This window comes from Sphingomonas sp. SORGH_AS_0950, from assembly GCF_030818415.1.
GTDB lineage: Bacteria > Pseudomonadota > Alphaproteobacteria > Sphingomonadales > Sphingomonadaceae > Sphingomonas.
Genome location: NZ_JAUTAE010000001.1, coordinates 1,249,460 through 1,263,912, shown reverse-complemented (window position 1 = coordinate 1,263,912; position 14,453 = coordinate 1,249,460). Strand labels below are relative to the sequence as shown.

Sequence of the window (14,453 nt, the reverse complement as noted above, 5' to 3'; positions counted from 1 at the left end):
AACAAAAGCATGGAGCCGGGCTTTACCGGGCTGCGGAGCTTTTCGGTCGGCCGCGTACAGGGGGAATAGGTGCTGCTGAAATATTATAAGGGATCGTTCCTCTTCACCGCGATCTGTCTGGCGATCGCGGCCTGGCTGGGCTTTGAGAGCACGGGCACGCTGGCGGGGACGCTGGGCATATTGTGGATCGTGCTGGTGCTCGGCGTGCTGGAGGTGTCGCTGTCGTTCGACAATGCGGTGGTCAATGCCACCGTGCTGCGCGACATGGACGACAAATGGCGGCGGCGCTTCCTGACCTGGGGTATCCTGATCGCGGTGTTCGGGATGCGGATCGTCTTCCCGCTCGCCATCGTCGCGATCGCCGCGCATATGGGGCCGATCGAGGCGGTGAAGCTCGCCGCGGGCGATCCAGTCCGCTACGAACAGATCATCACCTCGGCCCATGTCGGGATTTCGGGGTTCGGCGGCAGCTTCCTGGCGATGGTCGGGCTGAACTTCTTTCTCGATGACGAGAAGGAGGACCATTGGCTCCCCGCGATCGAACGGCCGCTGGCGGCGCTGCGTGACATTTCGGGGCTGGCGATGGGGATCGTGCTGCTCGCGCTCTATGGCATCGGCCGGTTCATTCCCGCCGAGGAGGCGATGACCTTCCTGACCGCCGGGATCTTCGGCCTGCTGACCTATATCGCGGTCCATGCGGTCGGCGTGCTGCTGGAGGGCGATGGCGATGCGGCGACGGGCGCGGCGGCCAAGTCGGGCTTTGCCGCCTTCCTGTATCTGGAGGTGCTGGACGCCAGCTTCTCGTTCGACGGGGTGATCGGCGCCTTCGCCCTGTCGAACAATCTGTTCATCATCGCGCTGGGCCTGGGGATCGGGGCGATGTTCGTCCGGTCGATGACGATCATGCTGGTCGATCACGGCACGCTGACCCAGTATCGCTATCTGGAGCATGGCGCCTTCTATGCGATCCTGGCGCTGGCGGCGATCATGCTGTTGTCGGTGCGGTTCCATATCCCGGAGACGATCACCGGCCTGATCGGCGCGACGGTCATCGGCCTGTCCTTCTGGGCGTCGGTGCGCAGCAACCGCAAGCATCCCGAACAGGCATTGGCCTCCGCCGATCCGGTCAAGGGAACCGGACGCTCGCCCGGCCACTGATCGCGCGCCGTCGTCGCGCAGGGGAACCGTTTCGCATCGCGAAGGATTTCCCCTGCGAACGGTTGGAGCGAGGGATCACGGCATGGCGGCAACTGCGATCGATGCCCTGCATCTGGACAAGGCCACGGCCGACCGTCCTCCCCTGACCGGCCTGTTCCTGAAGGAACGCGGGCGCGACGTGATGACGGCGGACGACGTCGCCGCGCTGGAGTCCACGATCGACGAGGTGGTCGACCTGCCTGCGCGCCGGATCGTTATCCGCCGGGACGAGCGGGTCAGGCACAGCAGCCTGCTGCTCGAAGGGGTGATGTGCCGGTATATGGACGACCGGCACGGCAACCGACAGATCGTCGCCTTTCACGTGCCGGGCGATTTCGTCGACCTCCATGGCTTCGCGATGCGCTATCTCGACCATGAGGTGGCGACGCTGACCCGGGCCAAGGTGGCGCTGGCGGGCCATGACCGGCTGGACGAGATCGTCTTGCATCGACCACGCCTGACGCGGCTCTTGTGGTTCTCGACGCTGCTTGACGCGGCGATGCACCGCGAATGGGTGTTCCGGCTGGGTCGGCTGGAGGCGGACGGACGCGTCGCGCATCTGTTCTGCGAGCTTCATGCGCGGCTCGCCATGGTCGATCTGGTGCGCGACGGCACGTTCCGCTTTCCGGTGACGCAGATCGATCTGGCCGAGGCGGCGGGGGTTACCCCGGTGCATCTGAACCGCGTGCTGCGGTCGCTGCGCGAGCGCGGGCTGATGACCTTTCGCAGCGGGGAGGTGCGGATGCTCGACATCGACGCGCTGGCGGCGCTGGCCGATTTCGATCCGGGCTATCTCTATGGCGGCGGCCCCAACATGATGGGTAAGGACATATGAGCGCGTCTCCCGGCCATTCCGGAATCCGATCCGATGCCGGACGGGCGACCGCGGAGCAAGGGCTGGTCATGCTCGACGGCCCCGATGGTGTCGCGGTCACGATGACGGCCGGGGCCGCGCGCCGGACGGGCGAGGCGCTGATCGCCGCTGCCGGGGTCGCGGAGGAGCAGAATCGGCGGCAAGGGTGATCCCGTGCGGAGGGATCGGGACTTTACCCCTTTGTTCAGGCGCTTATGGTGATGACTTCCGTGTCATGTCCGGGAGTTCCCATTGCGTCACCTGTCCCTCGCCCTTGTCCTGTCCACGCTGATGAGCCAAACCGCCATGGCTGCTCCCCCGCAGGCGGCGCAGGCGCCCGCCACCAATCCGCTGCTTTCCCCCTGGACCGGCCCCTATGGCGGGGTGCCGCCATGGGACAAGGTGAAGCCCGAGCTGTTCCCCGCCGCTTTCCAGGCGGCGCTGGCCGAGCGCAGGCAGGAGTATGACCGGATCGCCAACGATCCGGCCAAGCCGAGCTTCGCCAATACCTTTGTGCCGATGCAGAATGCCGGACAGACGCTGAACCGCGTGATGACGCTGTTCGGGGTGATGACCGGCAACATGAACAATCCGGCCTATCAGGCGCTGGACCGCGAATGGTCGCCCAAACTGTCCAAGGCGTCGGACGAGATCACCTTCAACCCCAAGCTGTTCGCGCGGATCGAGGCGATCTATAAGGCACGCGACACGAGCGGACTCGACGCGCAGCAGAAGCGGCTGGTCACGCGCACCTATGACAGCTTCGTGCGGCAGGGGGCCAAGCTGACACCCGCGCAGAAGGCCGAGCTGTCCGCCTTCAACCAGAATCTGGCGATCAATTTCAGCGAGTTCTCGCAGCGGCTGCTGGCGGACGAAGGCACCGCGATCATCGTCACCGACGAGGCGCGCCTTGCGGGCCTGCCCGACAGCGTGAAGGCGGTCGCCAAGGCGGCGGCGGCCGAGCGCGGGCAGCAGGGCTGGGCGATCGTCAACACCCGCTCGGCGGTCGATCCGGTGCTGACCTTCGCCACCGACCGGGCGCTGCGCGAGCAGGTGTGGCGCGCCTTCACCAAGCGCGGCGACAATGGCGACATCAACGATACCAAGGCGACCATCGCGCGTATCGTCCGCCTGCGCGCGAACCGGGCGCACCTGCTGGGCTTCAAGACGCATGCCGACTGGCGGATGCAGGACACGATGGCCAAGACCCCGGCCGCCGCGATGGACCTGATGATGCGCGTCTGGCCCGCCGCCAAGGCGCGCGTCGCCGAAGAGGTCCGCGACATGCAGGCCATCGCGGATAGGGAAGGCGCGAAGATCACCATCGAGCCCTGGGACTATCGCTTCTATCAGGAGAAGGTCCGCAAGAGCCGCTACGATCTCGATCAGGCCGAGCTGAAGCCCTATTTCGAGCTGAACAACATCATCCAGGGTTCGCTCTACGCCGCGAACCGGCTCTACGGGCTGGAGTTCAAGGAGATCACCGGCACGGTGCCCGTCTTCGAGCCGAACATGCGCGTCTGGCACGTCACGCGGAACGGCAAGGAGGTCGGCCTGTTCTACCGCGACGATTTCGCGCGGACCGGCAAGCGTTCGGGTGCCTGGGCGAACACCTATCGCGGCCAGCGCAACCTGCCGCCGGTGCAGAATGTCCTGTCGTCCAACAACAACAACTTCGCCAAGGGCGCGCCCGGCGAGCCGGTCCTCATCAGCCTGGACGATGCCGAGACGCTGTTCCACGAATTCGGCCACGCGATCCACGCGATGCTGCAGAACGTCACCTATCCGGGGCTGGCGGGCACGCCGCGCGACTTCGTCGAATATCCCAGCCAGGTGAACGAGCATTGGCTGCTGACCCGCGACGTGCTCGACAAATATGCCCGCCACTACAAGACCGGCCAGCCCATGCCGCAGGCGCTGCTCGACAAGATCAAGGCGTCGGAGACCTTCAACCAAGGCTTTGCGACGACCGAATATCTGTCCTCGGCGATCGTCGACATGAAGCTGCACACCGTGCCCGACGGCGTGGTCGACCCGGCGGCGTTCGAGGCGACGACGCTGCGCGAGATCGGGATGCCGAGGGAGCTGGTGATGCGGCACCGCCTGCCGCAGTTCAATCACCTGTTCTCGTCGGACAGCTATTCGGCGGGCTATTACAGCTATCTCTGGTCGGAGACGATGGACGCCGACACCTTCGCGGCGTTCGAGGAAGCGGGCAGCCCGTGGGACAAGGCCACGGCGGACCGCTTTGCGCGGGTGCTGTTGTCGACGGGGAACGAGACCGACCGCGCCGAGGCCTATCGCGCGTTCCGGGGGCGCGACCCGGATGTGAACGCGCTGCTCAAGCAGCGGGGTTTCCCGACGAAGTAACCCAAAATCCTCCCCTGTAAGGGGAGGTGGCAGGGCGAAGCCCTGACGGAGGGGTGTCCCGGTCGGCGAGGTCAAACCAACCTCGCCACCGGTGACACCCCTCCACCATCCTTCGGATGGTCCCCCTCCCCCTATGGGGGAGGAAGAGGTGTCAAAGCGCCTTCAACCGGATTGCCTGACCACCACCCGGCGCCAGCGACAGCGTCAGCGTGTCGCCCTTCTTCACCCGCCGGGTTTCGAACGCGATCGCGTGCCGCGCCTCGGTCGCATAGGTCGCGCCGGGGCCGTCCTTATAGACCTGTGCCTCATAGGACTTGCCCGGATCGAGGAAGTCGAGCGTCACGGTCAGTTCCCGCGCATTCTCGTCGGTGATCGAGCCGACATACCAGTCGCGGCTCTTACGATCCCGACGCGCGAAGGTGACGTAATCGCCGACCTCGCCGTTCAGCACGCGGCTATCCTCCCAATCCACCGGCACATCCGCGATGAAGCGGAAGGCTTCCAGATATTTCGCGTAATTCTCCGGCGTGTCGGCCGCCATCTGCACCGGCGAGTAGAGCACCACATACAGCGCCAGCTGCTTGGCGATGGTCGACTGGATCGGGCTATTGTCGCTGCCCGTCAGGCTCAGCACGCCGGGCGTGAAGTCCATCGGCCCTTCGAGCATCCGGGTGAAGGCCAGATTCGCCTCATGCTCGGGCGGGTTCTTGCCCGGCCAGGCGTTATATTCCATACCCCGCGAGCCCTCGCGCGCCAGCCAGTTGGGATAGGTGCGGCGCAGGCCGGTGTCCTTGACCGGCTCATGGCTGTCGATCGACACCTTGTACTTGGCGGCGGCCTGAAGAACGCGGAGATGGTGGTTCACCATCCACTGGCCCTCATGCCATTCCCGGCTGACCGAGCCGTCCGGGTTCACCCGCTCGATCTGCCCGGCATCGGCGACATAGCCGGTCTTGACGACATGCTCGCCATGATCGGCGGCGAATTTGAAGGCCGGGTCGAACTGGCTTTCATAATGGCTGACCGCGCCGCCCGTCTCGTGGTGGCCGATCAGCGAGACGCCCCTGGACTTCGCATATTTCGCCAGCGCGTCCGCATCGAAATCCTCCGCCGGGGTCGCGAACTGCATCGCCGAGCCATTGCCCGCCCAGTCGCCATCCCAGCCGATATTCCATCCCTCGACCAGCACGCCGGGGATGCCGTATTTCGATGCGAAGTCGATATAGGTCTTCACATTGGCGGTCGTCGCGCCGTGGCGCGGTCCGCGCGCCCAGCTCCATTCGCCCTTGATCATCTTCCACCAGACGCCGACGAACTTGCCCGGCTTCACCCAGGATACGTCGCCCAGCCTGTTGGGCTCGTTCAGGTTGAGCATCAGGTGGCTCATATAGAGGCCGCCTGCATCGGGTGCGATCAGGAAGGTGCGCCACGGCGTCGTCCACGCCCCCGTCTTCACCACCTTGGGCGCGCCCGAGCCGGGGGTGAGGACCGCCTTGAACCCATTCCCCTCGGTCTTCATCACCGCCATGCTGGCATAGTCGACAAGCGCCGCCTCATGGATGGCGATGTGCGTACCGTCGTCCAGCTTCATGGTGATCGGCGTCGCCGCCGTGCCGACCGCCGTGATGGGCGTGCGGTTGTAGAGATATTCCTCGCGGTTCCACAGGAAGGCGGGCTTCCACCAGGCGGTGCCGCCCTGCGCGATGTTGAACTCGGTCAGTTCCTCGGCGATGTTCGCCTTGGGCAAAGCCTGCTGCTCGGGAAATTCGTAGCGGAAGCCGACACCGTCGTCCTGCACCCGGAACACCACGTCATAGCGGCGATGGAGCGCGCTCGATTCCATCAGGCGGACGCGCATCTCGCGGTGATTGTCGCGGATGGTGCGCCATTCGCCCCAGGGCTGGGTCCAGCTGGTGTCGGACTTGGCGTGCGACACCGCCTCGATCTTCAGCCCCCGCTCGATCTTGGGCGCGTCGGTGAACATCATCCCCAGCCGCGAGGGGGCGACGATCGCCTTGCCGCCCCTGGCGATCATATAGACCGCACGCCCGTCATTGTCGGTCGACACCTGCACGGTGATCTGCCCGTTCGGCGAGGTTTCGATCGCGTCGGGCTGTCCGGCGGGCTTGGCGAATTTGAATGTCTCGTTGACCGCCGGATCGGCGGGCCCGTTCTGGGCCTGCGCCGCCCCGGCAATCAGGCCGAAGCCCAGGGCAATGGTCGTCTTCATGCAGTCATCTCCCGGATCGCCGCCCCGAACGCGCCCAGGCGTTCGTCGGTGGCGTTATTGATCTGGACCAGCACCCGCCCGCCCCGTGGCAGGGTGGCGGGCAGCTGGACGGGCGTGTCGCCCGTATTGAACAGGCAGAGCAGGTGCTGGTCGCCTTCCCGCCGCTCGAAGGCGAGCAGCTGGTCGTCGGCGTGCAACAGCGTCAGGTCGCCGACCGCCAGCGCAGGCGTATCGGCGCGCAAGCGAACGAGGCGGCGGGTGAGGTTCAGCAGCGAGTCCGGGTCGCCATCCTGTCGGTTGACCGCCAGCGCGGCGTGATCCGGCCCGACCGGCAGCCAGGGCTCGACCTCCGAGAAGCCGCCATTGGCCGCATTGCTGCTCCACGGCATCGGCGTGCGCACCCCGTCGCGCGACAGGGTCAGCGGCCAGTTGGCGATGGCTTCCGGGTCGACCAACCGCTCGAAGGGCACATCGACCTGGGTCAGCCCCAGTTCCTCGCCCTGATAGACAAAGGCATTGCCGCGCAAGGACAGGAGCAGCAGCATCTTCATCCGCGCGAACGCGTCGCGATGCTCCGGCGTGGTCCAGCGCGACACGGCGCGGGGCGCGTCATGGTTCTCGAACGCCCAGCTCGGCCAGCCCACCCCCGGCTCGGCTGGCCATTTCGCGACCGCCTCGGCGACGATGCGTGGGGTCAGCCGGTCGGCATAGAGGAAGTCGAAGCCATAGGCGGTGTTCAGCCTATGATCCCCGGCGGTGAACAGCTTCATCTCGCGATCGGCCTCGTCGCCGCCGACCTCGGCCACAGTGAAGCGGTCGCCATAGCCGTCCAGCGTGGTGCGGATCCGCTCGAGGAAGGGCACGATATCGGCATGGCTCTGGTTGTAGAGCTTCAGCTGGAAGTCGAACGGCCGGGTCCGCGTCTTGCCCGTGTCGGGCGCGGGCGGGTTATCGCGCAGGGTCGGCTCGTGCATCATGAAGTTGATCGCATCGAGGCGGAAGCCGTCCACGCCCCGGTCGAGCCAGAAGCGCGCAGTCGCCAGCAATTCGGCCTGCACGTCCGGATGGTGGACGTGCAGCTGCGGCTGTTCCTTCAGGAAATTGTGCAGATAATATTGCCCGCGCCGCGCGTCCCAGGTCCAGGCGGGGCCGCCGAACACCGACTGCCAGTTGGACGGCGGCGAGCCGTCTGGCTTGGGATCGGCCCAGACATACCAATTGGCGCGGGGATTGGTGCGGCTGGACCGGCTTTCGGTGAACCAGGGGTGCTCGTCGGAGGTGTGGCTGTACACCTGGTCGATGACGACCTTCAGCCCCAGTTCGTGCGCACGGGCGACCAGCGCGTCGAAATCCTTGAGCGTCCCGAAGATCGGATCGACGTCGCGATAATCGGCGACGTCATAGCCGAAATCCTTCATCGGCGAGGTGAAGAAGGGCGACAGCCAGATCGCATCGACGCCCAGGCTGGCGACATGGTCCAGCCGGGCGGTGATGCCGGGCAGGTCGCCGATGCCGTCGCCATTGCTGTCGGCAAAGCTACGGGGGTAAATCTGATAGATCACCGCGCCCTTCCACCAGGGACGCGGAGCGATGCGGGCAGTCTCGGTCATCAACGGGTCTCCGCCGCGCAGACGGCATAGCCGAAGGCGGGCAAGTCGAACATCAGGCTGCCGGGCGCGGCGGCCTTGGGGGCGCAGGGGCCAGCCATGGCAGTGAAACGTTGCGATGCCGTTTCGACCTGTACGGCCTGCGCGATGGGCTTGGCTGAGGTGTTGAAGGCGATCACAAATTCGCGCCCCGTATCGGGATCGAAGCGCGAGACGGCGAACAGCCCCGGCGCATCGCCGCGCGCGCGGATCACCTGCCGCCCGCGCGTGAGGGCGGGGTTGGCGACGCGCAGTCGGGCGAGCGTCGCGATCTCCCGATAGAGCGGGTGGGAGGGGACGAAGCTGTCGGTCGCGGTCGTCTTCATCGTGCCGACCAGCCGGTTGTCGTTGTAGCTGGCAACCTTGCTGGCGAACATGTCCTCGCGCGCATCCTGGTCGTTGCCATCGCCCGCAAAACCCTGTTCGTCGCCCGAATAGATGGTCGGCACGCCGCGCAGGGTCAGCAGCATGGCATGGCCCAGTTCGACGCGCTTCAGAATTTCCTCGTCCGAGGCGTCGGGGTTCGCCTGCCGGACGTCGCGCGCGAAGCGGCCATGATCGTGATTGCCGAGAAAGGTCGGCAATATGTCCGCCGTCGCCTCGCCCTTGGCATAGAGGACATCGCCCTCGAACAGGCTGGCGAGCGTGCGGGTCGGCTTGTTCTCCGCGACCGTCTGGATGACCGCATTCATGAAGGCGAAGTCGAGGACCGCCGGATAGTCGGCGATCTTGGTCCAGCGCGCGAGCGTGCCCGGCTCCATCCCCGCCGTGACCTCGCCGAAGATATGGAAGTTCGGGATGCCCTTGGCCTTGGCGCGGTCCAGCATGGCGGGGACGAAACTGCGCCAGAACTCCGGGTTCACATGCTTGGCGGTGTCGATGCGAAAGCCGTCGATGCCGAACCGGTCGATCCAGCTGCCGTAAATGTCGATCATGCCCGCAATGACGCGCGGATTTTCGGTGTAGAGATCGTCCAGTCCCGAAAAGTCACCGGTGGTCGAGCTTTCATCCTCGAAGCTCGTATTGCCGCGATTATGGTAATAGACGGGATCGTTCAGCCAGGCGGGGGTCTTGGCATTCTGCTCGCCTGCCGGGACATAGGGCGTATAGGCGTAAGCGGGATCAGTCAGATGCGCGAAGTTCGCCGCGGTCTGCACGTCGTCGCCCAGAAAGCCCAGATTGATCGGCTGACCGTCCACCCCGCCCCGCCGCTGATAGGGCCAGGTCGCGCGGTCGCGATAGGGGCAGGGCGTGCCCTCGGCGCATTCGCGATACTGGATCACGTCGGCGGTGTGGTTGACGATGATGTCCATATAGACCTTCATCCCCCGGCCATGCGCGGCGGCGATGAAGGCGCGCAGGTCCGCCTCGCTGCCCAGATGCGGGTCGACGGTCGTGAAGTCGGTGATCCAGTAACCGTGATAGCCCGCGCTCTCCTGGCCCCTGGCCCCTTGCACGGCTTTGTTCTTGAAGATCGGCCCCAGCCAGATCGCGGTCGCGCCCAGCCCCTGGATATAGTCGAGCCGCCGGGTCAGCCCCTTCAGGTCGCCGCCATGATAGAATCCCTTGTGCGTCGGATCGAAGCCGGTGGTCAGTGGCCCGCCCTTCAGCCCACCGCGATCATTGGCGGTGTCGCCATTGTCGAACCGGTCGGGCAGGACGAAATAGATCACCTCGTCCTGGGGCAGGCGCTGGCGATAATCCTGCGCGGCCAAGGGCGTGGCGGTGGCGAGCAAGGCGAGCAGCAGCGTCTTCATGGGCAGACCTTTGGAACGGGCGCGGCGCAATGCGCGGCGAGGAAGGCGTCGTGCGTCGGCAGCCGGGCGGCCACCTGCGCGGCATGACGCCGGGTGAGGGTGAGGAGATCGTCCAACTCGTCCGCCGACAGCGCATCCGCCAGCGCATGATGGCCGGAGGGCAGGATGCCCTGACCGATCAGGACCTGGATCCAGGCGGGTTCGGCAAACAGCTCCTCGCCGTCGCGCAGCACGCGGCCGCTGGCGCGGAACAGGGCGATGCGGGCGGCAAGGCCGTCGGGCAAGGGCACCGCGCGCCGCTCGGCCCAGAAGGGCTCGGGCCGGGCATTGGCGTGGTAATGGAGAATCAGGAAGTCGCGGATGCCCCGCCATTCGACTTCGGTCAGGCGATTATAGGCGTCGATCTCGACCGGTTGGAGCATCGGCCCCGGCCAGAACTCCAGCAGCCGGGCGATGCCCGATTGGATCAGGTGGATGCTGGTTGATTCCAGCGGCTCCAGAAACCCCGCCGCCAAGCCGAGCGCGACGCAATTGCCCACCCAGGCGCGCCGCCGCCGTCCGGCGGTGAAGCCGAGCAGGCGCGGCTCCCCCACCGCCTCGCCACGGAGCGCCGAGAGCAGCCGGTCGGCCGCCTCGCCGTCCGAGAGATGGCGGCTGTCATAGACCAGCCCGTTGCCGGTCCGATGCTGAAGCGGAATGCGCCAGCGCCACCCCGCGCCATGCGCGATGGCGCGGGTATAAGGGGGCAGGGGGCTGGTCCGCTCGCCCGCCACCGCCAGCGCGCGGTTGCAGGGGAGCAGTTCGGACCAGTCATCAAAGGGCTCGGCCAGCGTCTCGCCGATCAGCAGCGCGCGAAAGCCGGTGCAGTCGATGAACAGGTCGCCCGCCTCGCGCCGGCCGCCCTCCAGCACGACATGATTGATCCGCCCGCCGGTATCGCGTGCGACCGAGCCGATCCTGCCTTCGATCCGCACCACCCCTGTCGCCTCCGCATGACGGCGGAGCAGCGCGGCATAGAGGCTGGCGTCGAAATGATAGGCCCAGGCCAGGCCGCTCGGCAGGTCGGGGCGGCCGGGATCGGGGGCGAAGCGGCCCGCCATTGCGGCCTGGGCACTGGCCATATGCCCCCAGAGCGAGGCCGGATTGGCCCCGCCGCCGCCACGCAGCCAGTAATGGTGAAAGGGCACCAGCCCCAGCGCGCGCCCGATGCTGCCGAACGCATGGATATAGCCGCTGTCCGCACCTGACCAGCCCTCGAACCGGATGCCCAGCTTGAAGCTGCCTTGGGTGGCGCGAAGGAATTGGGCTTCGTCCAGGCCCAGCATCTGGTTGAACAGGCGGATGCCGGGAATGGTCGCCTCGCCGACCCCGACGGTGCCGATCGCCTCGGACTCGATCAGGGTGATGCGAGTGGAGGCGGGCAGGAACCGCGCCAGCGCCGCCGCCGCCATCCATCCGGCGGTGCCGCCGCCGACGATCACGACCCGCTGCGTGACGGGGGCGGGCGCGATGGGGGCTGTCGAGGGGGCGGCGTCCATGCGGCGTCTCACGATACCCCGCGCCAGCCGAAGACCGGCGCGGGGCGAGGGGCATCAGAAGCGATAGGTAAACCCGGCGAGGAACCGGCGGCCATAGCTTTGATAGTCGATCACCTGATCGCGCTGTCCGCCATTGGTGGTGACGAACGGCGTGTCGGTCAGGTTTTGGCCCTGCAGGAACAGTGACAGGCCCTTGAACGTGCCCTCCTGGAAGTCATAGCCGATCTGCCCGTCGACGATCGTCTCGTCGATGGCGCGGCGGCGGACGCGGTTGGCGCCGAAGCCCGACAGCTCACCCACAAAGGTCGAGCGGTAGCGCACCGACCCGCGGATGTTCAGGCCCCATTTCTCGAAGAAGGCGGTGCCGTTCGCCACCCAGCGCGAATAGCCGGGAATATCCTCGGGCTCGCCGCCGGGCGTCGGGACGATCTCGGTCTTGGTGTACGACCCGCCACCCGTCAGGCCGAAACCGTCGAGGAAACTGACCACCTGGCCGAGCGGCAGCGTGCCCGCCAGCTCGACGCCATAGATGGTCCCGCCCGAGCCGTTGATCGGCCGGGTGATGCGCCCCAGCGTCGGCGTGCCGACCGGCACGGCGGCGGGCAGGGGCAGGCCCGCATAATCATAGGGCTGCTCAAGATTGTAAACGAAGCTTTTGAGATCCTTGTAGAAGCCCTGCGCCGCCAGATAGCCGCGCGTGCCGAAATACTTCTCCACCGTCACGTCGAACGAATTGGCGCGGATCGGGCGGAGATAGGGATTGCCGCCATTGCCGGAGATGATCCCCTGCGCCGCGTCGAAGCCATAGGACAGGGCGACGCGCATGTCGTCGAAGCGCGGCCGCATCATCTGGCGCGCGGCGGCGACGCGGAACACCCAGTCGCTGGGCAGGCGCAGCGACAGGTTGGCGCTGGGCAGGATGTCCCAGTAATCGTCGCCCTGGACGATGCTTGTATAGCCCGATCCGTTATAGATCAGCCCGCGCGACTTCTGCTCGGTGCCGACCGCCTGCACGCCGATATTGCCGGTCAGCTCCGCCGCGCCGAGCTGCGCGCGCAGGTCGGTCTGGAGATAGGCCGTCATCAGATGCTCGGTCGTGGTGTACGCCTTGGCGGGCACGTCCGGGCTGGTATTGGGGGTCAGCGTATAGACCCCGCCCGCCAGCAGCGCACGCGGATCATAGCTGAGCATCGGCCCCAGCCCCAGATAGGTCAGGTCGGTCGGCGTCTGGCGATATTGCTGGGGCAGCGGCGCGATGGTCGCCCCGTTCGGCAACGTGACGAAGGATTCGTTGGGTGCCAGCGATTTGCTGTGGTCGGTATAGTTCAGGCCGAAGCGGATCGCATGGACGATCGGTGTCTCGACCTCACGCTCGATCTCGACGCGGTATTGCTTGATCTGGTCGGTGATCTTGCGGTCGTTGAAATAGCCCGCCTGCCGCGTCGTGCCGCCCCAGCCCAGCGGATCGGTCAGCTGGATCAGATTGGGGTCGGAATAGTTCAGCGTCGGCTTGAAGACCGTGCCGGTGCGTCCCGTGGTGAAGCCGATCGTATCGGTCGCGCCGTTGCCCTGGCCGTATCCGGTGCCGCTATAGGTTTCCAGCGTCACCTCGTCGCGATCGGTGCGCGAATAGCTGAGGTCGATGAACGCGCTCCAGCCGTCATCGCCCTTATACTTGCCGTTATAGCCGAACGAGTAGAGCTTGGCCTTGCGCTGGAACGAGTCGTTGCGGACGACGCCTTCGACATTGTTGAACGTGCCCGAGGTGACGAGGCCGTTGCTGACGGTCGGATTGGTCAGCGTCGTACCGCTGCCCCAGGCCAGCGGCAGTTCGATACCGCGCTTGATCTGATCGTCGTTGAAGTCGGAATAGAAACCGTCGAGCGTGCTGGTGAAGGTGTCGCTCATTTTCCACTGAAGCGTGCCCGAAAGGCCCAGTCGCTTGAGCATGGTCGAGGTGACATAGGATTTGGAGCCGCCGATGACATTGGCCGAAGCGCCGTTCACCGTGACCGGCGCATAGCCCCAGGCATTGCCTTCCTGAATCTGGTACGGCTCGTTCAGATAGCTGGCGGACAGCGCCACGCCGATCGTGTCGTCGGCGAACTGGTCGACATAGGTGGCCGAGGCGCGATAGCCGAAGTCCTTCGATCCGGCATTCAGCTTGCCGATATCGGCATAGGTGCCGCGCGCGCCGACCGAAAAGACGCGCTTGCCATAGTCGAGCGGGCGGATGGTCTTCAGGTCGACCGTGCCCGACAGGCCCTGGCCGATCAGCCCGGCATTGGCGGTCTTGTAGATCAGCACCTGGTTGACGACCTCGGCGGGGTACTGGTCATATTCGACCGCGCGGTTGTCACCGGTCGAGGTCTGCTCGCGGCCGTTGAGCAGGGTGGTCGAGAAATCGGGCGCGAAGCCGCGGATCGAGATGGCGTTGGAGCGGCCGTTGACCCGCTGCGACGTGACGCCGGGCAGGCGGGCGATGGATTCCGCGATCGAGGCGTCGGGCAGCTTGCCGATATCCTCCGCCGAGACGGACTCGACGACGAGGTCGCGGTTCTTCTTCTCGGCGACGGCATTTTCCAGCGCGGCGCGGAAGCCGGTGACGACGATATCGCCCGAACCCACACCATCCTGCGTCTGCGGATCGGCGGCGGCTCCGTCATTGGGGGTCGCGGCGGTGGTGCTGGCGGCCGGATCGGCGGGCGTGGTCGCGATCTGCGCGAACACCGGTGCGGCGATGACCATGGCCAAAGTGCTGACGCCGAGCTTCAGGAACGAGCGCGCGGCATCGGCCGGCGCCACAGGGCGAACCGTCATGAAAATCCCCTCCAGGAAACCCCGTCTCTGTTCGACGAACGG

At 66.2% G+C, this 14,453-nt stretch carries 9 protein-coding genes; 4 read left to right on the top strand and 5 right to left on the bottom strand.

Annotation, left to right across the window (positions count from 1 at the left end; all coding sequences use genetic code 11):
- Positions 1-72 precede the first annotated feature (72 nt).
- From QE385_RS05345 to QE385_RS05330, 4 genes are all read left to right on the top strand, one after another.
- Positions 73-1,158: a DUF475 domain-containing protein gene (locus QE385_RS05345; protein ID WP_307104577.1), complete on the top strand. Its 1,086-nt coding sequence runs from the start codon at positions 73-75 to the stop codon at positions 1,156-1,158.
- A gap of 82 nt (positions 1,159-1,240) precedes the next feature.
- Positions 1,241-2,032, top strand: coding sequence for a Crp/Fnr family transcriptional regulator (locus QE385_RS05340; protein WP_373424639.1), 792 nt, complete (start codon positions 1,241-1,243; stop codon positions 2,030-2,032).
- Positions 2,029-2,220 carry a hypothetical protein gene (locus QE385_RS05335; RefSeq protein ID WP_307099768.1) on the top strand — a complete coding sequence of 64 codons (192 nt, stop codon included), beginning with the start codon at positions 2,029-2,031 and terminating at the stop codon, positions 2,218-2,220. Before QE385_RS05340 ends, QE385_RS05335 begins: the two co-directional genes overlap by 4 nt.
- A 136-nt stretch (positions 2,221-2,356) precedes the next feature.
- Entirely contained in the window at positions 2,357-4,420 is a 2,064-nt protein-coding gene (locus QE385_RS05330) for a M3 family metallopeptidase (protein WP_307099766.1), read from the top strand.
- 151 nt (positions 4,421-4,571) lie between these two features.
- Here the strand turns inward: QE385_RS05330 and QE385_RS05325 are convergent, their stop codons facing one another.
- The 5 genes from QE385_RS05325 to QE385_RS05305 are packed head-to-tail and all read right to left on the bottom strand — an operon-like array spanning position 4,572 to position 14,411.
- On the bottom strand, positions 4,572-6,650 hold the full coding sequence (locus QE385_RS05325; protein ID WP_307099764.1) for a glycoside hydrolase family 97 protein: 2,079 nt from the start codon (positions 6,648-6,650) through the stop codon (positions 4,572-4,574).
- On the bottom strand, positions 6,647-8,260 hold the full coding sequence (locus QE385_RS05320; RefSeq protein WP_307099761.1) for an alpha-glucosidase family protein: 1,614 nt from the start codon (positions 8,258-8,260) through the stop codon (positions 6,647-6,649). Before QE385_RS05320 ends, QE385_RS05325 begins: the two co-directional genes overlap by 4 nt.
- Positions 8,260-10,053 (bottom strand): alpha-amylase family glycosyl hydrolase, encoded by a 1,794-nt coding sequence (locus QE385_RS05315; protein ID WP_307099759.1) that lies wholly within the window; start codon positions 10,051-10,053, stop codon positions 8,260-8,262. Before QE385_RS05315 ends, QE385_RS05320 begins: the two co-directional genes overlap by 1 nt.
- Complete coding sequence (locus QE385_RS05310; protein WP_307104574.1) at positions 10,050-11,591, bottom strand: tryptophan halogenase family protein; 1,542 nt, start codon at positions 11,589-11,591, stop codon at positions 10,050-10,052. The genes QE385_RS05315 and QE385_RS05310 overlap by 4 nt, the downstream gene beginning before the upstream one ends.
- A gap of 54 nt (positions 11,592-11,645) precedes the next feature.
- On the bottom strand, positions 11,646-14,411 hold the full coding sequence (locus QE385_RS05305; RefSeq protein ID WP_307099757.1) for a TonB-dependent receptor: 2,766 nt from the start codon (positions 14,409-14,411) through the stop codon (positions 11,646-11,648).
- Positions 14,412-14,453: the final 42 nt, after the last annotated feature.

What these genes read in the sequence shown, in the direction of transcription:
- QE385_RS05320 (WP_307099761.1), bottom strand. Translation starts at nt 8,260, where the DNA reads ATGACCGAGACTGCCCGCATCGCTCCGCGTCCCTGGTGGAAGGGCGCG.
- QE385_RS05340 (WP_373424639.1), top strand. Translation starts at nt 1,241, where the DNA reads ATGGCGGCAACTGCGATCGATGCCCTGCATCTGGACAAGGCCACGGCC.
- QE385_RS05315 (WP_307099759.1), bottom strand. Translation starts at nt 10,053, where the DNA reads ATGAAGACGCTGCTGCTCGCCTTGCTCGCCACCGCCACGCCCTTGGCC.
- QE385_RS05330 (WP_307099766.1), top strand. Translation starts at nt 2,357, where the DNA reads ATGGCTGCTCCCCCGCAGGCGGCGCAGGCGCCCGCCACCAATCCGCTG.
- QE385_RS05325 (WP_307099764.1), bottom strand. Translation starts at nt 6,650, where the DNA reads ATGAAGACGACCATTGCCCTGGGCTTCGGCCTGATTGCCGGGGCGGCG.
- QE385_RS05305 (WP_307099757.1), bottom strand. Translation starts at nt 14,411, where the DNA reads ATGACGGTTCGCCCTGTGGCGCCGGCCGATGCCGCGCGCTCGTTCCTG.
- QE385_RS05310 (WP_307104574.1), bottom strand. Translation starts at nt 11,591, where the DNA reads ATGGACGCCGCCCCCTCGACAGCCCCCATCGCGCCCGCCCCCGTCACG.
- QE385_RS05335 (WP_307099768.1), top strand. Translation starts at nt 2,029, where the DNA reads ATGAGCGCGTCTCCCGGCCATTCCGGAATCCGATCCGATGCCGGACGG.